A 22,220-nucleotide genomic window follows, 5' to 3' on the forward strand; every position below is an offset into this window, starting at 1 on the left:
TCAGGGCTTTAGCAGCGGATTGCGCCATTCCATCAGCAGCGCGTGGTCGGCCGATTCCGGGTCGTCCAGATAATCCGTCACGACGGACAGCGGCGTGCGCCCGCAGTGCAGCAGGAAGCCGATCACCGGATCGCGGCGGCGGCCGTGCAGAACGTCGTCGACATAAGCTTCCGGCGTCAACTGCGTTCGGACAGCGCCGTAACCGGGCATGCGGGCGCCGCCAAGCAGACGTACAAGACCCAGTCCCACGACCAGCTCATAGGCCGATTGGAGCATCTGCTTGCCCAGTCCGAGACCGCGCGCAGCCGGCGACACGCTGATGTCGACGACGTACAGCGTATTACCGAACGGATCATGCGTGCCGATATACCCATTATCGGTCATGTCGCTCCAGCTGTGCTGCGCCTGCTTCGGATCGAACGAGGCGATCAGTGTCGTGAGCGAGCCGACCAGGCGTCCTTCCACTTCGGCGCACAGCGCCCCGACAGGGAAGATTTCCATATGCCGGAGCAGCTGCTCGCGGTTCCACCAGAGCTCGGACGGATAAGGCGGCGGGAAGCATTCGCGCTGGATCGCGATCAGGCCTTGTATATCGGCCGGCCCGTAATTGCGGATGCGCAGCCGCTGGGGCTGTCCTTCGCGGAAGACGTAGCCGGTCTTCTCGTAGCGTTCGACAGGAGGCATGTTCATCGCCTCAAGACCAGTCCGTATACAGGTCGGTCCGGCGATCGCGCCAGGTCGTGACCGAGCCTTTCTGGCGGACCTGCTGGAGCAGGTCCAGATCCAGATCGGCGACGACGATCATGTCGTCGTTGATCTCGCCTTCGGCCACGATGCCGCGCGGAGGAAACGGCACGTCGTTCGGCGAGATCATCGCCGCCTGGCCGAAATTGCCGCGCATGAAATCGACCGTCGGCAGCGAGCCGACCGTGCCGGTCGTCACGACGTAGATTTGATTCTCGATCGTTCGCGCATGGCAGCAGTAGCGGACCCGATGGAAGCCGTGCCGGTCATCGGTGCAGGACGGGCAGAAGATCACGTCCGCGCCTTTGGCCCGGGCGATGCGAACGATCTCCGGGAATTCGATATCGTAGCATGTCAGCAGCGCGATCTTGCCTTTGTCCGTATCGAACACCGATACTTCGTCGCCCTGGGCCATATTCCATTCGTGGACTTCGGTCGGCGTGATATGGATTTTCTCCTGCGTCGCGACGCGGCCGTCGGGATAGAAGAGGTGCGCCGTGTTGTACAATTTGCCTGCGCGGCGCACGACGTGCGTGCCCGCGATAATGTGCATAGTGGACGACTGTGCGAGTCCGCGAAACAAATCGAGGTAAGCCTGCGTATAATCAGGGAGACTCTCGATTCCCTGCGCCTGCCCGTGCTCGTCGGGGATGGACAGCAGCTGGGTCGTGAAAAATTCGGGGAACAGCAAAAATTCGGTTTCGAACTCCAGAGCCGTTTTTACGTAATGTTCGGCCTGCTTGGCAAATTCGTCAAAAGACGAGATCGTATGCAGATGATACTGTACAGCGGCTGTACGCATTTTCATCGGACGAAAACCTCCTTGAAGTCAAGATACCCCAATCATAGCAAATCGGCCGAACCGCGACCACACACAGTTCTTCTTGACAAAATATGTATCGTATATAAAAATTAAAGATCATACGTTCGAATTTTTCGCATACATACTTTTGGGCTGAATCTTGGAGTATGAGAAAGCCGACGACAACCGGAGCGGGAGAACCAGGAAATAGAGGCGAAAAAATGGAATTTCCGAAAATGTTCGTGCAAAATATGGCGGTGCTGGTCACCTTCGCCTATGTCGCCAACCTGATCTACAAATATGCAATTTTCCGCGCGCCCGGTACGGTGAAATATATAGGTTCCGTTCTGCTGCTTATTGCGGGCGGATGGTTTTCGATGTTTTTCGGATTCAAGCTGTCCGAAGACGTTATCTTCGACATGCGCATGGTGCCTCTGCTGATCGCCATTTTCGTATATACCCGTCCTTCGATCGTGTTTGCCGTGGGACTCGGGATCGGCTTGACGCGTTTCTCTTTCGGATGGAGCGACGCGGCCGTGGCCGGCTTCGTCAATCTGGCGATTCTCGGTATGGTGGGAGCGCTGCTGAACGTGTGGCTTCGCCGCCTGAACTGGGATTTTCTACGCGGTGCTGCGCTCGTCATCGTCGTGATGAACGTGCTCAACAGTCTGAATATCGCGATTCTCGGCGTGATCCCGACGGGGTATTACTTGTCGCATATCGTTCCGTACACGCTGCCTACCGCCCTGCTGCTGTGCGGGTTGTTCGCTTTGATCCTGCGCGATTTCCAGAAGGAACAGCAGCGAACCCTCGCGCTCGCGGAAGCGAACCGCCTGCTCAAGGAGCAGACGGAGGAACTCGGCAAGAACGAGATCGTGCTGGAAGACCGGGCCAAGCAGCTCCAGCTCGCATCCCAGTACAAATCGGAATTTCTGGCGAATATGTCGCACGAACTGCGCACGCCGCTTAACAGCATCATCAACCTGGCGCAGTTTATCTCGGAGTCGGCCGAAGACACGCCGATTGAAGAGACGACGCGTTACGGGCAATTGATTTACCATTCGGGCGAAGACCTGCTCAAGATCATCAACGACATTCTCGATCTGTCCAAGGTTGAAGCGGGCAAGCTTGAGATCGTCAACGAAGACATCAGCCTTCAGGAAGTGCCGAGCTGGGTCGGTTCGTATTTCGAGCTGACGGCCGAACGCAAGCAGCTGGACTTCAATATCCGCCTGGAGAGCAGCCTGCCGGACACGATCCGTTCCGATCCGCAGCGCCTTCAGCAGATTCTGCGCAACCTGCTCGCCAACGCGTTCAAGTTTACCGATCGAGGCTCGGTCGAACTGCGCATCTACAAGGCGGAAGAACCGCAGCTCAAAGGGGAGTGGATCGTGTTCGCGGTCCGCGATACAGGAATCGGGATCGCGGCCGAGAAACATTTCACGATTTTCGAGGCGTTTCAGCAGGCGGACAGCACAATCGGCAAAAAATACGGGGGTACCGGTCTCGGACTGTCCATCAGCAGCGATCTGTCGCGCCTGCTCGGAGGCTTTATCCGCATGGAGAGCGTCGAAGGCAAAGGCAGCACGTTTTCGCTGTTCCTGCCGCTCTCCTGAGAGCGGCTTTTCGCGTCCACAGACGGGAGAAGCCGTCGGCGGCGTCCGCCCTTGACGGACGGGTTGCCCAATGACGCTTTAACGCTTAAACTGACTGTATACTTATACCGAAAAGGATGGGATTACATGTCGCACAGCAAAAAAACGATCGTCACCGATAAAGCGCCCGGCGCAATCGGACCTTACTCGCAGGCCGTCGCGGCCGGACCGTTCATTTTCGCTTCCGGTCAGCTCGGCGTGCATCCGCAGACCGGCGAATTCCCGGACGGCGTCGAAGCGCAGGCCAAGCAGTCGCTGGAGAACGTCAAAGCGCTGCTGGAAGCGGCGGGCAGCGGTCTCGACCGCGTCGTCAAAGCGACGATGTTCCTCAAGGACATGAACGATTTCGCCGCGGCGAACGCCGTCTACGGCACGTTCTTCAGCGAGCCTTACCCGGCGCGCAGCACGATCGAAGTCGCGCGCCTGCCGAAGGACGCGCTGGTGGAGATCGAAGTGATCGCGCTGGCCGAATAATCGGCCGCTTGCTGCGCCGGCCGGATGTTTGCCGGCCGAGCCGAATACAAAAAAAGCCGACTGCGGGATGCGGTCGGCTTTTTTTGCTTTTTTTTCGCTAAAGGGCACAGGATTCGGTAAAAGGTACGCGCTTCAGTCCCGGTCCCGGATCGAGCGGATAAACATCCAGACCGCGAACAGCACGAGCACGATCGAGATCACGAGAGCGGTCAGTTCGACGGAGCGAACGGTGTCCGACTGCTCGACCGAGATCGCGTACAGCGCCCAGGCGAAGACGAGCGGGTACACCCCGTCGCGGAACCGGAAACCGATCGTGAACGCAAGCACGGCGGCGACGATCAGGATGGCGATCGCCCAGCCGGCATTGCCGAATTCGTATTTGGTGCACAGGGCGGAGATATTGACGATAGTTGCGACACTGATCCAGCCCAGGTACATACTGAACGGCAGCTTCACGAACACGATGTCCAGCACTTCCAGGCGTTCCCCGTGCAGGCGGGTACGGATATAGATCATGATGATGCTGAGCAGCAGCAGCAGCATGACGACGACCGACAGTTCGATCAGCAGATAATGCCAGCAGAACAACCACGCCATGTTCAGCACGCAGCTGACCGCGAACCACGGCCCGGGAGCGGCGGCGGAAGTCCGGCCTTTGCGTTCGGCCACGAACGCGTAGATCGCGAAGCCGATCAGCAGCACGTAGATGACTGACCAGATGGAGAAAGCAAATCCCGCGGGAGTCAGCAGATTTTTGAACATGTCGGAAATTTCGCGCGTGTCGCGGCCGGCGAGCGGCAGCAGCGTCGACAGGGCGTTCACCGCGATTACGGCTGCGAGCAGAACCGCGTTCAGCCATTTGTACGGATTTTTCGTCGTCAAAAGAAGTCGCTCCTTTCGGTATGAACATAGGATTTTGTCAACGAATGACCGGCAGGTCATTTCTTCTACAACTCCTTTTACCCCGAATTCGTCGGCGCGCACCCCCGCTGCCGAAACTTTTCGATTGCGGGGCGGCGAAAGGGATGCCATAATCGGGACAGAAGCAAGCGTTTTGACCGTATTTTACGAATTTATGCAAACGTTTGCCCGTATCGGTGCGCGAAAAGGGTCGCCCGCCTGTTCAGACAGGGCAATTCAGGTGAAGTATGTGAGTACAAGCATCGCCCGCCGAGACGGCGGCCGCGATATCAAGCCGTCTTCGATCCGCTGCCGGGCGGAGAGGCGGTCACACAAGGAGCTGACGCAAAAGATGGATACGAGTGAAGCGATACACCCCGACCGCGTGGGACCGATGATTATTCAGGAAGCGTGGGGCACGATTGGCAAAGCCCTGGCGCTGGACCATATGAACGGCGTCTACGTCTGTCGCGGAGAGCGAGCGTCGTTGGCGTTCGTGTTCCTCGGCGAAGACCTGTTCCGCATGAAGCTGTTCATGGGCCGGGAACCGGACCTGTCCACGACGATCGCCGTGCTGCCGCGCGAGAGCCGGCCGCTGGAAGCGGAGATCGAAGAAACGGAGCGCGTCTGGAAACTGAGTGCCGGCCATCTAGTGCTGGAGATCGAGAAGCAGTCGTGCGCCGTATCGGTGTTCGATCTCGAAGAACGGCTTATTGCCCGCCAGAACAACATCAGCTGGAATCCGCGCGGAGCCATTCATTCGGTGTACGACATGCCGGGCGACTCGCACTTTTACGGATTGGGCGAAAAAGCGAGCTTTCTCGATAAGCGCGGCGAACGCTACACGATGTGGAATACCGACGTGTACGCGCCGCATATGCCGGAGATCGAGGCGCTGTACGAATCGATTCCGCTGCTCGTCCATCTGCACGGCCAATGCTCGTACGGCATTTTCCTCGATAATCCCGGCCGTACCGACTTCGATATGCGCTCGCACGGCATCGCCTACACGATCGGCTGTTCGACGGGCGACTACGACATCTACTTCGTGTACGGTCCCGAACTCAAAAGCGTCGTACGCGGCTATACCGAGCTGACCGGCCGGATCGCGCTGCCGCCCAAATGGGCGCTCGGCTACCACCAGTCCCGTTACAGCTACATGGACCAGAACGAAGTGCTGCATCTGGCGCGAACGTTCCGGGAAAAAGAAATTCCGTGCGACGTCATCTACCTCGACATCCATTACATGGACGAATACCGCGTGTTCACGTTCGATCCGGTCCGTTTTCCCGATCCCGAAGCGATGATGGCCGAACTGAAGCAGTTGGGCATCCGTATCGTGCCGATCGTCGATCCCGGCGTCAAAAAAGACCCGAAGTATTCCGTGTACCGCGAAGGCGTCGAACAGGGCCATTTCAGCCGCAAACTCGAAGGCGACATTTTCTTCGGGGACGTGTGGCCGGGGACGAGCGCGTTCGCCGACTTCACGAACGACACGGCGTCGGAATGGTGGGGCAACCTGCACAAGTATTACACGGACCTCGGCATCCCGGGCATCTGGAACGATATGAACGAGCCGGCCGTCTTCAACGCGTCCAAAACGATGGACCTCGACGTCATGCACGGCAACAACGGCAATCCCAAGACGCATGAGGAGCTGCATAACCTGTACGGGCTGCTCATGTCCAAAGCGACGTACGAAGGGTTGAAAAGAAATATGGACGGCCAGCGTCCGTTCGTGCTGACGCGGGCCGGCTACTCGGGTATCCAGCGGTACGCGGCGGTGTGGACAGGCGACAACCGCAGTTTCTGGGAACATATGGCGCTGGCCATGCCGATGGTGCTCAATATGGGCTTATCGGGCCTGGCGTTCGCCGGACCGGATATCGGGGGCTTCGCGCATCACGCGTCGGCCGAACTGCTCGTGCGCTGGACGCAGATGGGCGTGCTGTTCCCTTACTGCCGCAACCATTCGTCGATCGGGACGCTGCGGCAGGAGCCGTGGTCGTTCGGTCCGGAGATCGAAGGCATTTTGCGCGAATATATCGGGCTGCGCTACCGTTGGATGCCGCATCTGTACAATCTGTTCCATGAAGCGTCCGAGACGGGACTGCCGCCGATGCGCCCGCTGCTGCTCGAATACCAGAACGATCCGCACGTGACCAATCTGTGCGACCAGTTCCTCGTCGGCAGCGACGTGCTGGCGGCGCCGATCTACCGGCCGGACACCGAACACCGCGCCGTCTATTTGCCGGAAGGCGACTGGTTCGATTACTGGACCGGCGAGAAGCTTGCGGGCGGGCGCCATATTCTGGCCCATGCGCCGCTGAGCGTCATGCCGCTGTACGTCAAAGCCGGCGCCGTTATCGCGGAAGGCGAACCGAAGCTCTACGCGGACGACCGGACGGACGAGACGCTGACGCTGCGCGTCTACGGCGCGTCGGCGGAAGAAGGCTTCAAAGCGTCGTACAGCCTGTACGAAGACGACGGATCGAGCTTCGATTACGCGAGCGGCGTCTCGTCGCTGATCGAGTTCGAGCTGCGCGGGGAAGCCGGCGGCCTCGAACTGAGCTATCGCTACGAGCGCAGAGGGTATGCGGCCAATCGCAATCTGCTGCGTTTCGCGCTCGTCTGCACGGCGTTCAAGCCGTCGTCGGTCGAAGGACTCGGCGAGATCACGGCGGAAGACGCGGAGCACGGCCGCGAAGGCTGGTACGTCGACGCGCAGACCGGAGGCCTGATGCTTCAGGTGCAGGATACGAGCCAGGGCGCGGTGTTCAAGCTGTGCGGTTAGGTAAAGGCAGCATGCCCTTGGGCCCGTTCGCCGGGCGGCAGGGGCAGGGAGATAAACGCAAGGAAGCGGAGGTCGGGCGGTCATGTGGAGAATCATCGAAGCTTACGACCGGATCAATAGCTGGATTCGGGCAAGCGAAGGACAATTTATCGAGCTGGACAACGGCGAATCGTGCCGCTTTCTCAGGCGGCGTACGTTCACGGGGCAGGGGTTGGACGAGTTCGAACAGACGTCCGGAATAGAGCTGCCGCCCGAATACAGGCGGTTCCTGATCGGGGTCGGCGCGGTCGAGCTGTTCGCCGGACCGCTTGGCGACGGCGTTCAAGTGCTCGGGCCAGGCGAGATCGAACACTTCTCGCGGACGCTGTTCGACGGGCGGGGAGAGAATCCCTACCCGGCACTGCTGCCGGCCGTGGCGATGCCCGGCTCCGGCGCGTTCGGCGCGTTCCGGCCGGCGAGCGAACGCGAACAGCGGTACGGCGTGTTCGATTTCCGGCGGCTGCCGGAAGCCGGAAGCGCGGCTCCCGGCTTCGCGTCGTTCGACGATTGGGTAGCCGAACTGGCCGACAGCCGGGGGAAGTTCGACCGGGCGGGGGATTGAAGCGGGGGAAGGGCGGAAGGTCCGGCCCGCTTCCGTTCCGCGTTTCCGCTTGCTTGGGCGCGGACAACTCGGGCGCGGACAATCGGACACCGCCGATCCCGTGCAAACATTCAAAAAAGGCCGGGCGCATGTAAGGGCGTCCGGCCTTTTTGGCGCGCTTTTTTTGGCTGATGCTGACGAATTTTTGAGCTAAAAGAGCGGTTGGGCGGGCAGTATTTTTTCGCGAAAAGACCTCGTCTACAGATCGTTCCTGCGGTAGATCAGGAAATACAGGAACAGCACGCCGACGGACAGTTTGAACCGCTTCTCGGCGGCGACCCGGCGTCCGGCCAGAAAGCGCTCGGCATCCGACGGTTCGACGCCGCTGTGCAGCGCAAGCGTCTCGGGCGTGAGGCCGAACTGTTCCGTCAAGCCGTTCATAATGACGCGCAGCCGGTCTTCGGGGAGAATGGCCGGCGTATTGATGCCCATGCCGAGAAAGGCGATCAGGCCAAGCGCGGACGAACGGTGCCCGGCTTCCAGATGGTCCAGGTCGCTGTCTCCGCTTGCATAGGCTTCCAGGTCGATGCGGCCGATTCCGGTCAGTTTTTCCAGCGTTTCCAGCGGGATTTTGTACGTCTCCACCGCTTCGTTGAGCAGGGAACGGTCGCTCGGCGCCGCGATAGACGGGAGTTCGTCTTCGAAATCGATTATTCGTTTGTCGGGATCTTTCATGGCAAAAGCCTCCTTTTAAAAAAATGGCTCAAAGCGTTCCGATCGTTCAAACTATCCAATCATTCAAATCATTCAAATCATTCAAATCATCCGAATCGTCCCAACGTTCAGCGAAAGTGTTGTCGGAAAAGCCCGCCACGCAGTCAGATGCAGTCCGGGGAATACGCTCTGCTCATACCCTGCGCACCGGAAAAAGCAGCATCCCGGCCTGAACGACCCGAGCAGCAAAATGTTGACTTTTCGTGCGGATTTTACGGGTTTGAGCGCTCTTTTTTTATAAATGTGCACATCAAGTCAGCATTTTCGCGGAATTGCGCCGGTTGCGGGCCGAAGGAAGCGGAAATGGTGACCGGAAGTCAACTTTGCGGCCAAAAGGGACGCGTGCCGAGCGCTTTTGTTGACTTTTCGTTCCTATTTTCGTCTCTATTTTCGTCTCTATTTTCGTCTCTATTTTCGTCCCTATTTTCGGCTGCGGGGATCGGGATCTCTGCTCGGCCATAGCTTCCGGGCCGGAACCGCCGCGCAGGAACGTCCATTATACCGCAGAAGTGCGCTTCCGTTAATCGGCTGCATATGTGCCCGGTCTTCCGACCCGCCGTGCCGGCCTGCCGGAATGCGCGATTCGCCGCGGCGTTCCGCATCGGCCTGGCGGCAGCCGGGCGGCGGACGCAGTCTCGCGAAAAAGGTTCGGGAGCAGGCAGTCGGCAGCGTCTTCGCCCCGATCCGAGCCGGATTCGAAGTCTCCCCACGAGGCCGCCGCGGCGCTCCGATTCGGCGGGTTCGACCGCGAAATCGGCAGGGAATCCGCACGCACGTTGCAGAATCAGTCGAAAAATTAGCGAATATCGTTTAGAATGGGGAGAAGGGCAATTTTGGCTTGTTCATTTTTAAATTTAAAAAAAGCGGACAAAGACGGGGGACAAACATGAATCAACCGCTTTATGGCATATGGCTGGGAGACGTCTTCTTCTGCTTCTCCGGCGAAACGTCGGAGCCGAAGGTGGACGCCTGGACCCGGCAGGCGAGAAAACTGGATATCGGCGGCGACAAACCGCTCCGTCAGGCGGCACTGCGCCTGGCCGAGCTCCGCTGGCCGGGCGCGTCTTCGCGCCGGGGCCGCGGACGCGGCTTCGGCGGCAGGACGCTGGAAGGACTGGCCCTGCCGGCCGCGGCGGCTTTTACGCTGCTGTCGGATTTCGACGAGAAGAAATTTGCCGCGCAGGGCTTCGCGCCCGGCGCGGAGATGCGATATTGGAGCGCGGCGGTAGGCTTCGCGCGCGACCTGATGGCGGCCGGCTGCTTTGCGCCGGGCGCCGATCCCGCGGCAAGGGTCAGCGCGCGCAGGGCGTCCGAGCTGACCTTTACCGGGACGTGGAAGCCGCTGCTTGAGCGGCCGGAAGACCTGGAGCGCTTCGCGGCGCTGGCCGCGGCGATGCCGCCGGTAGGGCTGACGGCGCCCGGCGCGGCGGGCACCGAGGAAGAATCCCCGCCGCTCGGCCGGGCGAAGGAACTCGTGCTGCACTCGTTCCTGTCCGCGCTGATCGACGGACAGATGCGCGTGCTGCTCGGCGGGATGCGCAGCGCGCTGCCGCAGATGCGGCTGCCTTACCGGCGCGGCTATTCGCCGCTGGCTTCGCTGTGGTGGAACAGCCTGCTGGACCCGCAGCGGGAGACCAAAGTGCAGGGCGGCTCGGAAGACGTCGAGGAGCTGGAGCGGCAGATCGCCGCGCTCGGCGGCTCGGTGCCGGAGAGCCCCGACGAGGGCGAAGCTTCGAGCGCCAGGCTGAGGCTCGGCCTGCGGCTGGAGCCGCGCGTGTCCGATCTGGACGGCGGCGGGGAAGACCGCTGGCGCCTCGCTTTTCGCGCGGAAGACGAACTCGAAGCCGGGGCTTCGCTGCCGGCTTCGGACATTTGGAGGCTGACCGACGAAGAACTGGTGCTGCGCGGGCGAAGCTACGCGGAGCCCAAGCGCCAGCTGCTCCGGCTGCTGATCGGCGCCGCGCAGCAGGCGCCGCAGCTTGAGGAAGCGCTCCGGCAGCCCCATCCCGAAGAAGCCTGGCTCGGCGCGCAGGATATGTTCGATTTCCTGATCGCCGGCGTGCCCGCGCTGCGGGCGGGCGGCGTGCGCATCGAGATGCCTTCGCGCTTCACGAAGCGCGGCCGCCGCGCCGCGGGCGTGAAGCTCAAAGCCCGGCTCGAACCGAGCCGGAGCGGAGAAGGCGAAGCGGCGCTCGGTATCAAGCAGCTGGTGGAATTCGATCTGGAAGCGACGATCGGCGATACGACGCTCGGCCTTGAAGAACTGCGGCGGATCGCCGAAGACGGCGTTCCGCTCGTCTTCCTGAACGGCGAGTGGGTCGAGGTCGACGTGAAGGAAGTGCGCCAGGTGCTGCGCCTGCTCAAGAAGCAGACGGTGCACGAGATGACGTTCGGCGAGCTGCTCAAGCTGTCCGCATCCGAAGAAGATTCGGTCTGGAACGGCGTCGGCGTCTCGGGGATCGAGACGTACGGCATGCTGTACGACCTGCTTCGCGGCGGCGGCCGCGCTTCGGTGGAGCGCGGCGTGCCGGAAGATCTGAACGGCACGCTGCGTCCGTACCAGGAGCGCGGCTACCGCTGGCTCTCGTCCATGCGCGAGATGGGCTTCGGCGCCTGCCTGGCCGACGATATGGGCCTCGGCAAGACCGTGCAGGTGATCGCCTGCCTGCTCGACCATCCGATGCCCGGGCCGAAGCTGATCGTCTGCCCGACTTCGCTGCTCGGCAACTGGCAGCGGGAAGTGCAGCGCTTCGCGCCGAAGTTCACGCTGCACGTGCATCACGGCACGCAGCGGCTCAAAGGCGAAGCGTTTGCCAAGTGCGCCGGCGAGCACGACATCATCCTGACCACGTATCCGCTGATCGGGCGGGACGTGGATGAATTCCGCGGCATCGTCTGGGCGTCGGTCGTGCTCGACGAAGCCCAGTCGATCAAAAACTACGGGACGAAGCAGGCCCAGAACGTCATGAAGCTGAATTCGCCGCACCGGATCGCGGTGACCGGAACGCCGGTCGAGAACCGCCTGGCCGAGCTGTGGTCGATCTTCCAATTCATGAATCCGGGGTATCTCGGTTCGGCCGCTTCGTTCCGGCGCCGCTTCGGCGCCAACGCGCCGCAGGTGCCGGAAGAGAGCGACAAGCTGCGCACGATGGTCGCGCCGTTCATGCTGCGCCGCCTCAAGAGCGATCCGGACATCCGCAAAGACCTGCCGGAGAAGATCGAGCTCAAATCGTACTGCGAGCTGACCGTCGAACAGGCCGGGCTGTACCAATCGGTCGTCGGCGAGCTTATGCAGCGCGTCGAGAGCCGCGAAGCCAGCAGCCGGACCGTCCGGCAGGGCATCGTCCTGTCGGCGCTCACGCGCCTCAAGCAGATCTGCGACCATCCCGCGCTCGTCAAGGACCACGGCACCGGCGCGTTCAAAGCGGACAAGTCCGGCAAGCTCATGCAGCTCGTCGAGCTGCTCGACCTGATTCGCGACAACGGCGAATCGGTGCTGATCTTTACGCAGTACGTACGGATGGGCAAGCTGTTGGCCGAAGAATTGAACCGGCGTTACGGCGAGGAACCGATGTTCCTGCACGGCGCGGTCAAGAAGGAAGAACGCGACCGCATGATTCGCACGTTCCAGGAAGGCGAAGGCGCGAGCGCGTTCATCCTGTCGCTCAAAGCGGGCGGCCTCGGACTCAACCTGACGCGCGCCAACCATGTCGTCCACTTCGACCGCTGGTGGAACCCGGCCGTCGAGAACCAGGCGACCGACCGCGTCTTCCGTATCGGGCAGCAGCGCGGCGTTCAAGTGCACAAGCTGATCTGTCAGGGGACGCTGGAAGAGCGGATCGACGAGATGATCGAGAACAAGAAGACGTTGGCCGAACGCGTGACCGGAACCGGCGAACGCTGGTTGACGGAGATGTCCAACGAAGAACTGCGTACGCTTGTGTCCCTGCAGGGAGAGCGGATCGAGTAGACGCGGGTAAGGCGTCCGGAGCGCAAAGCGGCGATCCGGCCGCAAGCGCACGGCGAAGAGAGGTGATCTGGAGATGAACGACCTGTACGTAGTACAATTGGAAGCGAAGCCGGGCCTGCTGGCCGCCGTCGTCGAGGAAGCACGACCGGACGGAGGCAGGGAATCGCGGCGGATCGAAATTCCGCTGCGGACCGTCTCGCCGAAGCAGCGTTCGGACTGGCGGCGCCTGGCCGCCCGCTCGGCGCTCGGCCTGCATCGCCTGATCGAGGAAGCGGGCGAGCTGGCGACGGCCTGGCCGGAACAGGAAGACCGCGCGAGCGAAGCGTCCCTGGCCGGCGAATCGCTGGAGAGCCGGATCGAAGCGGCGGGCGCGGCAGGCGTTCCGTCCGTGCCTGCCGAGCTGCCGCTCGGCGCCGGCACGGCCGCATGGGAACTGGCTGCCGCGGAAGCGGGCGGCGGTCCGGAAGTGTGGGCTGCCCTTGACGCGGCGGCCTGCGCGGCCCGGACGCGTCCGGCATTCGGCCTTGTGCTGGCCGGCGTCGATCCCGGCGAGCTGGCCGACGAGGCGCTGGCCGCCTGGAGCGCCGGCTGGGAAGACGCGGGCGAAGAAGACGCCAGCAAGGCGGGGCCGCGCGCCGCGCCCGAAGGCGGCGGCCGGGAGATCGCCGAATGGATCGCCGCCGCGGCGGAGAACGGCCTGCTGCATGAGCACGGCCGGCTGCCGGATGAGCCGAAGCCGGCGAGAAAAGGCGCGGCGCCGCTTGAGCTTGCGCCGTGCGATTTCTCGCTGCTGCCGGACGCTGCTCCGGCAGCGGCGGCGCTGGCCGAGCTGCGCAGGGCGATGCACGCCCGGCTGGCGCGTTGAAGGCAGGCCTCGTCCGGCCTGCCGGTTTGACTTAGGGAGGAAGAGTATGGGGCACGGCCCTTTGTAGGCCGATGCCCCGAACTTCGTCCGCACACGAGGCGTTTACGCAGGGCGGGCAGCAGCAGGCGGATCAAAGCAGGGCATCAGGGAGGAAGAAGTATGCGAAAATACGCGGCATCGAAATGGGCGGCGCTCGTGCTCGGCACGGCGCTGACGGCAGGACTGTTGAGCGCCTGCGGCGCGGCCGGCGCATCGGTCGAACCGAAGCCGCCGGTCCAAAAGCCGGAAAAAGGCGGGGAGGAAGGCACGGCCAAGCCTCCGAGTCCGTTCGCGAAGGATTCCCTTCAGGCGACGATCGAGCAAAAGGACGGCAAAGCGTTCGTGACCAATCCGGATTCGATGCACGTCGTCGTCAACAAAAAGCGCTATCTGCCCGACGGTTACGAGCCGGCCGATCTGGTCGTGCCGAACGTCGAATTTTCTTTTGGCGGCACGATAGAGAAAAGTCATATGCGCAAAGAAGCCGCCGGCGCGCTCGAAAAGCTGTTCGCCGGAGCGAAAGAAGCCGGGATCGATCTGTATGCCGTATCCGGCTACCGCTCCTACAAGCGGCAGAAGTCCATTTACGACAACAACGTAGCCCAGCGCGGCGAAGCCGAAACGGCGAAATTCAGCGCCCAGCCGGGAACGAGCGAGCATCAGACCGGCTTGGCGATGGACGTGTCCGCGCTCAGCGTACAGAACGAGCTGGAACAGGCTTTCGGCGAGACCGAAGAAGGACGCTGGGTAGCGGAGCACGCGCAGGACTACGGCTTCATCGTGCATTACCTCGAAGGCAAGGAAGACATTACCGGCTATTCGTACGAGCCGTGGCATGTGCGCTACGTCGGTCAGGAACTGGCCGAAGCGGTGCACGCGAGCGGCTTGACGCTTGAAGAATATTTGGACGAAGCCAACCTGAACGCGCAGAAGTAGCGGGCGGAATCCCGGGAACCCGGGGCATGTCGGCGTCGGTATGTCCTGCGGCATCCTGCAGCCCGCCTATTCCGCGCATCACGGCAGCAAAAAGAACCTTCAGCCCGCTTTTGGCGGAACGGAAGGTTCTTTTTGCTGCGCGGAGGCGGCGTTTGGTCGCTCTTTTTTAGTCAAAAGCATTTTTGGAAACGCTTCCCTGCCTGCGCTCGCGTTCGCTGCGTACGGGGGAGGGTGTGGGGGAGGACCCTGCATTCGGATGCTGTCCGTAGCCGCGGCTCACTTCCTCCAGGTCGGACCCCGCCAACGCGTCTTCTTCGCTGAGGGACATCACTTCGCTGCGCAGGGTCAGCATCTTGCGATCCAGCTCGCCGGCCGCGCCGGCCGCCGAAGACAGTTCGCGCTCCAGATGGTCCGGCACGCGGCGGTCGTATTTGTACAGCAAAATATGTTCCAGACTGGCCCAAAAGTCCATCGCGAGCGTCCGCATTTGGACTTCGACGCGCACCCGGCAGAGCCGTTCCTCAAAAATGACCGGAACGGACAGCAGCACGTGCAGACTGCGGTACCCGTTGCTTTTCGGATTCATGATATAGTCCTTGATTTGTAAAATGCGCAGGCCTTGATGACGTCCGATACGTTCGAGCAGCAGATAAATATCGGTCACGAACGGGAACACGATCCGCATGCCGGCGATATCGTAGATGAAGTCGGCCGCATGGTCCGCGGACGGTTCGAGCCCGAGGCGCGACAGCTTGCCGAGAATACTGTCCGGTTCTTTGACCCGCGTCTTGATATGTTCGATCGGACTGAAGCCTTCGTCGCTTTTCCATTCCCGGCGGATCGCTTCGATCTCGGCTTCCAGTTCTTCCAGCGCCAGCCGGTACAAGTCGGGAGGACGTACCCAAGCGCCTGCGGGGAAAAGAACGTCGTCTCCCTCCGGACAGGCCGCTCTTTTTAGGGCTTCGCGCTCGGAGTCTTCCGGCGCGATCGTAAACGGTGTGGTCGTATTCAAAATGATCTTCTCCTGATTATGAGCTTCGATTGTGGGATCGGCGCATCTATTGTAAACTGACAAGCATAGGAAACTGCTCTGCGGCAGAGGACGCCCAAGCGCCCAATGCTTGATTTTACGACTTTGAAGCGGGAATGTCCATGCGCCTTTCCGTCTTATCTTGTAACCGCAATGACGGGGGCGCGAATCCTTCGTTCGGGCGGGGACGGACCTCCGCGCGATCGGAGATTTTCGCATGCCGGGGCAAATCGTGTAGAATAAAGGGACGAGAGTGCGGCGCCGGCTTTTCCGGTCGTGAAAAGCCGCGCCGACCGGGATAGAGGAGGAGACAAGCTTGAACTTTTTGCAGCGGATCAAGGACGGCGCCGGACGGGCTTCCGAACGCGCCCAGAGCGCGGTCGAGATCGGCAGATTGAACAGTCACATTTCGGATATTCAGCGAGAGATCGAAGTGCATTACCAGCGTATGGGACAGGTGTTCTACGAAAGCTACAGCAAGCGCGACACGTCGCCGGCCGAGGACGAGATTATGGAGCTGTGCACCGCCTGCGACCTGCTGACCGAAGAGATCGCCGAACTGCGCGGCCGGATCGCGGATCTGCGCAACGAGAAGCTGTGCGAGTGCGGAACGCGCCTCGTGGCCGGGACGGTCGTCTGTCCGCACTGCGGACGTCCGGTCGAGCCGGAAGCCGAAGAAGCGGCGGAAGACAAGCCGGCGGCAGCGGTTGAACTGCGCAAAGAAGCGCCGCCCGCGGGGAACCGGGTGGAAGCGGAGCAGGTGCACGATCTCGTGAACGATCCGGCGCCTCTTGCGGAGAGTGACGTTTACGTCGAAGACGTCGGGTACGCGGACGAACGATCCGGTTCGGAAGCTTACGAGGCGGCCGCTTACGACTCCGGGGCGGATGAGCCGCCGGCTTCGGGCCGCGACCGTCGCGGCATGTACGACGACCGCGAACGGGCTTACGTCGAAGACGAGGCGGAAGAAGTGTACGCGGCGGCGGCTCCGGCCCGGCGCGACGCATTCGTTCCGCCGCCGGCTCCGGCGGTCGCGGCGCCGGAAGACGCCGAAGACGAGTTGTTCGAGACGAAGCGATTCGAACTGGGCCGCGAGGAAGACGAAGGGCGCAGCCCGGCGGCTCCGGCTGCGTTCGAAGACGACGATCGGGAAGAGATCGAGTATTCGCCTTCGCGCGAGCGGTCTGTCCGTTCCGGAGAAGAGACCGCCGAAGAGCGGGAAGAACGCCAGCGGCGCGAGCTGCGGGAGATTCGCAGCCGCGAGCGGCGCAAAATGAAGGAAGAGCGCGAACGGCAGATGCCTGCCGAAGCGCCCGAAGCGAAGCCGGTCTACGAAGAAGAACCGGTATTGGCACCTGTGCCCGCGCACGATCCGGAAGCCGAACGCCGGCAGCGGGAGCGGGTCGAGCGCGAGAAAGAGCGCCAGGACGAGCTGGATCGCCTGATCGCGTCGTGGAACCGCGGCGGACAGGACCCCGTCGAAGAAGGGTCCGACGAGCGCGTGGAACCGATCATCGGCCGCCGCCCGGTCGGCGAAGTCGTGCGCTGCCAGGTATGCGGCAGCGGACTGCCCAAAGGGTCCAAGTGGTGCCCGCACTGCGCTTCGGAACAGGTGTGAGGGTGGAGCGTTAAGCCTTGTTCTAGGGCGGTTGAGGCTGTAGTTTCGGTCGTCGCGTCTAGGCCTCGGGCGGTTGAAGCTTGGGTTCCGCTCGTCGCGTCTGTTTCTCGGGCGATCGGGGCTGAGTTTCGGTCTTCAAGCTTGGTTCTCAAGCGCTTGAGCCCGGCTTTCGGTCATCACGTCTGGTTCGCCCTGCTCGTTCGGTATGCTTCAGCCTATCCTCTGCCTTCCGGGCAGGGGATACGTGTTTTGGCGGCGAATTTGGCGATTCCTGCAACGTTTCGTACGGCGAACCGTATAAAAGGTGTGGATGTGAAAAATAGAGCAAAGTTTTCGGCTTGATTTTATACGAAAGGGTGAAGAATTATGGAATGTATCGTACACTTCGAAGTGATGCAGCACGAAGAACTCAAACAGCTTAGAGGCCTGATCCTGATCGAAAAAGGCGAGCGTCCCGAAGAAGAAAAGTTCGTCAAAATGTTCGCGCGCATGGGATACAAAGTGCGCCTCGACGATGCCGAACAGCGCATCTTCAAACCGGTCGATCCGTCGTCGCCCTACCAATGGCTGCGTATCCGCGAACTCGACCTGGGCGAAGAGAAAGGCAGCGAATACCGCGAGCTGAACGCGATCGTCGCGAACCTGCTGCCCAACCGCAATCGACCGATTTAATCGGGTCGCGGATTATCGCAATATCGCTGCATGATAGAGCACAATCGCAGATTCTTGCAGCCTGCTCCCCCAAGTTCCAAACCTGAATCCCTAACTACAAATCCCGCAGCCCGGCAGTCCGGAATCCAGGCTTGCCGGAATGCCGATAAATCCCGCTCTCCCAATGGAGGGCGGTTTTTTTTGCCTATGCTTTATTTGAAGCCAAAGTCCAAAGTCTGCACCCCAAAGCTCGAATCCAAAGTCCGCCGCCCAAACTCCGCAGTCCGAAGCCCGCCGCCCGACTCCGCAGTTCAAGGCCCGCCGCCCAAACTCTGCATTCCGAAGCTCGTCGCCCCGCCAGCCCGGAATCAAGTCCTTCCCGCCAGTCCTTCCCGCCAGTCGCTTCCCGCCACTCCCTCCTGCCAGTCGCTTCCACGTTGCTCGGATTTTTATGGCTTGGAGGCCCGGATTCGAAGCGTAACGAACCCTCATATCCCTATTTGCTGCTATTTCGCGTTTTGAGCGATCTAACGAATCCTCGTATCCTTATTAGACACAATTAGGCTAATAAAGGCCGTTTTCAGGCAAATAGCGTGATGACGATTCGTTAAAATTCGTAAAAGCGATCTGGAGCACAAATAGCGTGATTAGGGTTCGTTAGGACGGTCGCGTGGACGGGAAAAGCTGCTTTTAAAGGAGTTAGGAGTTAGGAGTTAGGAGTTAGGAATCGGAAATCAGGAAACGGGAATCGGCAGTCCGCGGTCGGAGCCAGGACTGGCGTGCAGTAAGCGGTAAATTTCCGCACGCCATTCCTGCCGGAAGGCTGGATTCCGGCGTTCTTCGCCACAGCATACGTTCGTCCGGTTTCCCCACACGTTCGTCCGCCGGCCGAACCCGGCCGACCGGCGGATCTCGCCTTCACCACGCCTTCGCGCGATAAAATTCCGCGCCAAAAAAGCCCCGCCCGCTCCCAAGAGCGTTGGCCGGGGCTTTCCTGTCTTTCTTTCGCATCGAATTTTATGCGTCCACCTACGCGCAGCACGCCTCTCCCGCGCAACTCTGCGCGGCGCTCACCGGCTCTTCGCGCCCCACCGGCTCTTCGCGCCCCACCGGCGCTGCGCCCTTCGCGGCGCTCCCGCGCAACTCTGCGCGCTCGCGCCTCACTCCCAGCCCTTACACCCCCGCCTGAGCCGGAGCAAGTTCCGACGTGCAGTGCGGGCAGCGGCTGGCTTTGGCCGATATTTCGCTCAGGCAGTGCGGGCAGGCGCGGGTCGTTTTCTCCGGCGCCGGCTTGTCGTGTTCTTTGCGCTTCAGCATATTGATGCCTTTGACGAGCAGGAAAATGCAGAAGGCGACGATAAGGAAGTCGATCACGTTGTTGATGAACTGTCCGTAGGCGACGACCGCGGCACCGGCCTGCTGCGCCTGGGCCAGCGTCCGGATCGGAGAGCCGTCGGCCATGACGATATCGGGATCAAGATTGTAGAACAGGTCGGCAAAATCGACCCCGCCGAGCAGTTTGCCGATTGGAGGCATGATGATGTCATTGACCAGCGAGGTGACGATCTTGCCGAAAGCCGCTCCGATGATGACGCCGACCGCGAGATCGATCACGCTGCCGCGCATGGCGAATTCTTTGAACTCTTTGATGATTCCCATACTTTTCCTCCCATTGAATGAAATGTCGGCTTCGCGCGCACAGATGACGAAAAAGCAGAACTGGATTTCGCGCTGGCATTAAACGGTTTTTACCATTGTACATCAGATTGCCGTTTGGAAAACTCACTTTTCATGTAAATTTCACTTTTCATTCCGGCGGATTCGGAGTATACTTCAAACATTATTTCATTTTTCGTATAGGTGCGGGAATAGGCCCGCATGTCTCTACCCGGTCGCCGGAACGATCGGACTACGGAAAACGACTGCCCGGGGCGCTCAAAGCCCCGGTTTCCCGGCGCTGCCCGCTGCGACGATCCGCCCGCTTCCGGCCCGAGGCCCTGCTGCGCACCCGCGATTCGCGGCCTGTGCGAGCCGGCTTTCCGCCGAAGCGCTCCGATCGTCTGCGCGTCCGCATCTCGGCGTCACGGCCGTGTCTGCTTCACAGGCCCCCGCCGCATAAGGCACCGTGCGCTGCTGCCGTACACCCGGGAATCGCTTCAAGGCGAAGCTGTACAGTCGTTCACCCATAGTCCGCTTTTCTTCCGCGACGGAAGAGGCGGGCTTTTTTGCATTTCCGCTTTTAAAACATTTCCGCTTTTGAAAACAGACATCCGGGGGGAACTACTTATGAAACTTTTGCAGGATAAAGTGTTGAACGAAGGCATCGTATTGAGCGATCAGGTACTGAAGGTGGATTCGTTCCTGAATCACCAGATGGACCCGGTCCTGATGAAGGAAGTCGGACGCGAATTCGCGCGGCTGTTCGAAGGGGAAGGCATCACGAAAGTGTTGACGATCGAATCGTCCGGCATCGCGCCGGCGATCATGGCCGCGCTGGAGTTCGAAGTGCCGATGATTTTCGCGCGCAAGCAGAAGTCGCTGACGCTGCGGGAAGACATTTATGTGGAAAAAGTATACTCGTTCACCAAGCAGCAGAGCAACGACGTCACCGTCTCCAAAAAGTTCCTTTTTCCCAACGACAAAGTTCTGATCATCGACGATTTCCTCGCTCACGGCGAAGCGGCGCTGGGCCTTGCGAAGATCGTGGAGCAGGCGGGGGCGCAGGTGGCGGGCATCGGAATCGTGATCGAAAAATCGTTCCAGAGCGGCGCGCAGCGTATCAAGGACGCGGGCTACCGGGTGGAGTCGCTCGTGCGCGTCGCTTCGCTCTCCGAAGGCAAAGTGTCGTTCGTGACGGAAGCGGTACACTGAATTTAAGCGGGTTCGGGAGCCGTGCGCATTGACAAAGAGAAACGCACATCAGGGGAGGAATTACGTTTTATGAGTTCGGACCGCATTTTCCAAAAACACCGCCATCCGGCGAAAACATTCTCGCTCGGCCTGCAGCACGTGCTGGCCATGTACGCCGGCGCGATCGTCGTACCGATGATCGTCGGCAATGCGATCGGCATGACCCAGGAGCAGCTCACGTACCTTATCGCGATCGACCTGCTCGCCTGCGGCGTCGCGACGCTGATGCAGGTCTGGGGCAACCGGCTGTTCGGCATCAAGCTTCCGGTCGTGCTCGGCTGCGCGTTCCAGGCCGTCTCGCCGATGATCATGATCGGTAACGCGCCGGGCATGGGGATCGGGGCCATTTACGGGGCGATCATCGCTTCGGGATTGTTCATCTTCCTCTTCTCCGGCCTGTTCGGCCAACTGATTCGCCTGTTCCCGCCGATCGTGACCGGTTCGGTCGTGACGATCATCGGCGTGACGCTCATTCCGACGGCGATGACGAACCTCGGCGGCGGACAGGGCGCGGCAGACTTCGGCAGCCTGTCGAACATCCTGCTCGGCTTCGGCGTGCTGGTCTTTATCGTGCTGCTGAACCGCGTCTCGACCGGTTTTATCCGTTCCATCTCGATCCTGATCGGCCTCGTCGTCGGCACGGTTGTCGCGACGTTCATGGGCAAAGTGGACTTCTCGCCGGTGGCGAACGCCAGCTGGTTCCACGCGATCACGCCGTTCCATTTCGCGACGCCGGTCTTTAACGTCAGCGCGATCCTCACGATGATCCTCGTCGCGATCGTCAGCGTCGTCGAATCGACGGGCGTGTTCATGGTGCTGGGACGTATCGTAGGCCGCGACATCGGCTCCAAGGAACTTGCGCGCGGCTACCGCGCGGAAGGCCTTGCGATCATGCTGGGCGGCATCTTCAACTCGTTCCCGTACACGACGTATTCGCAAAACGTGGGCCTCGTGCAGATGAGCCGCGTCAAGACGCGCGACGTCGTCGCCGTGGCGGGCATCCTGCTCGTCATCGTCGGCTTTATTCCGAAGATCGCGGCGACGGCGCAGCTGATTCCGTCTTCGGTGCTCGGCGGCGCGATGGTCGCGCTGTTCGGCCTCGTGCTGTCGTCGGGCGTGCGCGTGCTGGGCGACCAGGTCGATCTGTCCCGCCACGAGAACCTGTTCATCATCGCCTGCTCCGTCGGCATGGGACTCGGCGTCTCGACCGTGCCGGGCCTGTTCGCGGGCCTGCCGGAACAGCTGCGCATTCTGGTGGACAACGGCATCATCGCCGGCAGCTTCACCGCCATTCTCATGAACCTGCTGTTCAACGGCTTGGGCGAGAAAAACGCGCATCTCAAAATTACCGGCGACGACGACGTATTCGGCGGCGAAACGGCGCCTGCCGCTTCCGCGGACACGGCTTCGTCCCAAACGGGCGTCGGCCGGATCGGCTGATCTCAGCAAATCCTTCACAGCAAAATACTTCCTAACCA

General features: G+C 61.1%; 17 protein-coding genes and 1 riboswitch. Of the genes, 11 read left to right on the forward strand and 6 right to left on the reverse strand.

From position 1 onward, the window contains the following. Positions 1-684 (reverse strand): GNAT family N-acetyltransferase, encoded by a 684-nt coding sequence (locus FFV09_RS13650; RefSeq protein WP_141448341.1) that lies wholly within the window; start codon positions 682-684, stop codon positions 1-3. A 10-nt stretch (positions 685-694) separates the two neighbouring features. Next, the gene (locus FFV09_RS13655) at positions 695-1,552 is read right to left on the reverse strand and encodes a carbon-nitrogen hydrolase family protein (protein ID WP_141448342.1); all 858 of its coding nucleotides are present in this window, start codon (positions 1,550-1,552) and stop codon (positions 695-697) included. Between the two features lie 215 nt (positions 1,553-1,767). Here FFV09_RS13655 and FFV09_RS13660 point away from each other — a divergent pair, with 215 nt between their 5' ends. Both FFV09_RS13660 and FFV09_RS13665 read left to right on the forward strand, forming a co-directional pair. Then, positions 1,768-3,162: an ATP-binding protein gene (locus FFV09_RS13660; RefSeq protein WP_141448343.1), complete on the forward strand. Its 1,395-nt coding sequence runs from the start codon at positions 1,768-1,770 to the stop codon at positions 3,160-3,162. Positions 3,163-3,288: 126 nt separating this feature from the next. After that, complete coding sequence (locus FFV09_RS13665) at positions 3,289-3,675, forward strand: RidA family protein (protein WP_141448344.1); 387 nt, start codon at positions 3,289-3,291, stop codon at positions 3,673-3,675. 132 nt (positions 3,676-3,807) lie between these two features. On the opposite strand, the gene FFV09_RS13670 is transcribed toward FFV09_RS13665, so the two are convergent. Further along, positions 3,808-4,557: a tryptophan-rich sensory protein gene (locus FFV09_RS13670; protein WP_141448345.1), complete on the reverse strand. Its 750-nt coding sequence runs from the start codon at positions 4,555-4,557 to the stop codon at positions 3,808-3,810. A 370-nt stretch (positions 4,558-4,927) separates the two neighbouring features. On the opposite strand from FFV09_RS13670, the gene FFV09_RS13675 reads away from it, so the two are divergent. Continuing rightward, positions 4,928-7,369, forward strand: a complete 2,442-nt coding sequence (locus tag FFV09_RS13675) for a glycoside hydrolase family 31 protein (RefSeq protein ID WP_141448346.1) — start codon at positions 4,928-4,930, stop codon at positions 7,367-7,369. Positions 7,370-7,451: 82 nt separating this feature from the next. Continuing rightward, positions 7,452-7,970: an SMI1/KNR4 family protein gene (locus FFV09_RS13680; protein WP_141448347.1), complete on the forward strand. Its 519-nt coding sequence runs from the start codon at positions 7,452-7,454 to the stop codon at positions 7,968-7,970. 237 nt (positions 7,971-8,207) lie between these two features. Here FFV09_RS13680 and FFV09_RS13685 read toward each other — a convergent pair whose 3' ends face one another. Next, positions 8,208-8,684: an HTH domain-containing protein gene (locus tag FFV09_RS13685; RefSeq protein WP_141448348.1), complete on the reverse strand. Its 477-nt coding sequence runs from the start codon at positions 8,682-8,684 to the stop codon at positions 8,208-8,210. Between the two features lie 925 nt (positions 8,685-9,609). Between FFV09_RS13685 and FFV09_RS13690 the strand changes: the two genes are divergently transcribed. From FFV09_RS13690 to FFV09_RS13700, 3 genes are all read left to right on the forward strand, one after another. Beyond that, positions 9,610-12,693 (forward strand): DEAD/DEAH box helicase, encoded by a 3,084-nt coding sequence (locus FFV09_RS13690; RefSeq protein ID WP_141448349.1) that lies wholly within the window; start codon positions 9,610-9,612, stop codon positions 12,691-12,693. 73 nt (positions 12,694-12,766) lie between these two features. Beyond that, on the forward strand, positions 12,767-13,558 hold the full coding sequence (locus tag FFV09_RS13695; protein ID WP_141448350.1) for a hypothetical protein: 792 nt from the start codon (positions 12,767-12,769) through the stop codon (positions 13,556-13,558). A gap of 159 nt (positions 13,559-13,717) precedes the next feature. Beyond that, positions 13,718-14,533 carry a M15 family metallopeptidase gene (locus tag FFV09_RS13700; RefSeq protein WP_141448351.1) on the forward strand — a complete coding sequence of 272 codons (816 nt, stop codon included), beginning with the start codon at positions 13,718-13,720 and terminating at the stop codon, positions 14,531-14,533. A 166-nt stretch (positions 14,534-14,699) separates the two neighbouring features. On the opposite strand, the gene FFV09_RS13705 is transcribed toward FFV09_RS13700, so the two are convergent. Then, complete coding sequence (locus FFV09_RS13705; RefSeq protein ID WP_246098338.1) at positions 14,700-15,545, reverse strand: GTP pyrophosphokinase; 846 nt, start codon at positions 15,543-15,545, stop codon at positions 14,700-14,702. Between the two features lie 334 nt (positions 15,546-15,879). Between FFV09_RS13705 and FFV09_RS13710 the strand changes: the two genes are divergently transcribed. Beyond that, positions 15,880-17,181, forward strand: a complete 1,302-nt coding sequence (locus FFV09_RS13710; protein ID WP_141448353.1) for a hypothetical protein — start codon at positions 15,880-15,882, stop codon at positions 17,179-17,181. A gap of 366 nt (positions 17,182-17,547) precedes the next feature. Next, positions 17,548-17,853 carry a hypothetical protein gene (locus tag FFV09_RS13715; RefSeq protein ID WP_141448354.1) on the forward strand — a complete coding sequence of 102 codons (306 nt, stop codon included), beginning with the start codon at positions 17,548-17,550 and terminating at the stop codon, positions 17,851-17,853. Between the two features lie 1,152 nt (positions 17,854-19,005). Here FFV09_RS13715 and mscL read toward each other — a convergent pair. Continuing rightward, entirely contained in the window at positions 19,006-19,491 is a 486-nt protein-coding gene (mscL, locus tag FFV09_RS13720; protein WP_141448355.1) for a large conductance mechanosensitive channel protein MscL, read from the reverse strand. Between the two features lie 173 nt (positions 19,492-19,664). After that, positions 19,665-19,764, forward strand: a riboswitch (purine riboswitch). 354 nt (positions 19,765-20,118) lie between these two features. Here mscL and FFV09_RS13725 point away from each other — a divergent pair. Next, positions 20,119-20,703 carry a xanthine phosphoribosyltransferase gene (locus FFV09_RS13725; RefSeq protein WP_141448356.1) on the forward strand — a complete coding sequence of 195 codons (585 nt, stop codon included), beginning with the start codon at positions 20,119-20,121 and terminating at the stop codon, positions 20,701-20,703. Positions 20,704-20,772: 69 nt separating this feature from the next. Further along, complete coding sequence (locus tag FFV09_RS13730; RefSeq protein WP_141448357.1) at positions 20,773-22,182, forward strand: nucleobase:cation symporter-2 family protein; 1,410 nt, start codon at positions 20,773-20,775, stop codon at positions 22,180-22,182. Positions 22,183-22,220 lie beyond the last annotated feature (38 nt).

Origin of the sequence: Saccharibacillus brassicae, assembly GCF_006542275.1 — a bacterium.
GTDB lineage: Bacteria > Bacillota > Bacilli > Paenibacillales > Paenibacillaceae > Saccharibacillus > Saccharibacillus brassicae.

Excerpts from the sequence above, each read along its gene's own strand:
- FFV09_RS13660 (WP_141448343.1), top strand. The coding sequence starts at position 1,768 with ATGGAATTTCCGAAAATGTTCGTGCAAAATATGGCGGTGCTGGTCACC.
- FFV09_RS13690 (WP_141448349.1), top strand. The coding sequence starts at position 9,610 with ATGAATCAACCGCTTTATGGCATATGGCTGGGAGACGTCTTCTTCTGC.
- FFV09_RS13675 (WP_141448346.1), top strand. The coding sequence starts at position 4,928 with ATGGATACGAGTGAAGCGATACACCCCGACCGCGTGGGACCGATGATT.
- FFV09_RS13730 (WP_141448357.1), top strand. The coding sequence starts at position 20,773 with ATGAGTTCGGACCGCATTTTCCAAAAACACCGCCATCCGGCGAAAACA.
- FFV09_RS13680 (WP_141448347.1), top strand. The coding sequence starts at position 7,452 with ATGTGGAGAATCATCGAAGCTTACGACCGGATCAATAGCTGGATTCGG.
- FFV09_RS13685 (WP_141448348.1), bottom strand. The coding sequence starts at position 8,684 with ATGAAAGATCCCGACAAACGAATAATCGATTTCGAAGACGAACTCCCG.
- FFV09_RS13700 (WP_141448351.1), top strand. The coding sequence starts at position 13,718 with ATGCGAAAATACGCGGCATCGAAATGGGCGGCGCTCGTGCTCGGCACG.
- FFV09_RS13655 (WP_141448342.1), bottom strand. The coding sequence starts at position 1,552 with ATGAAAATGCGTACAGCCGCTGTACAGTATCATCTGCATACGATCTCG.
- FFV09_RS13725 (WP_141448356.1), top strand. The coding sequence starts at position 20,119 with ATGAAACTTTTGCAGGATAAAGTGTTGAACGAAGGCATCGTATTGAGC.
- FFV09_RS13715 (WP_141448354.1), top strand. The coding sequence starts at position 17,548 with ATGGAATGTATCGTACACTTCGAAGTGATGCAGCACGAAGAACTCAAA.
- mscL (WP_141448355.1), bottom strand. The coding sequence starts at position 19,491 with ATGGGAATCATCAAAGAGTTCAAAGAATTCGCCATGCGCGGCAGCGTG.
- FFV09_RS13650 (WP_141448341.1), bottom strand. The coding sequence starts at position 684 with ATGCCTCCTGTCGAACGCTACGAGAAGACCGGCTACGTCTTCCGCGAA.
- FFV09_RS13665 (WP_141448344.1), top strand. The coding sequence starts at position 3,289 with ATGTCGCACAGCAAAAAAACGATCGTCACCGATAAAGCGCCCGGCGCA.
- FFV09_RS13695 (WP_141448350.1), top strand. The coding sequence starts at position 12,767 with ATGAACGACCTGTACGTAGTACAATTGGAAGCGAAGCCGGGCCTGCTG.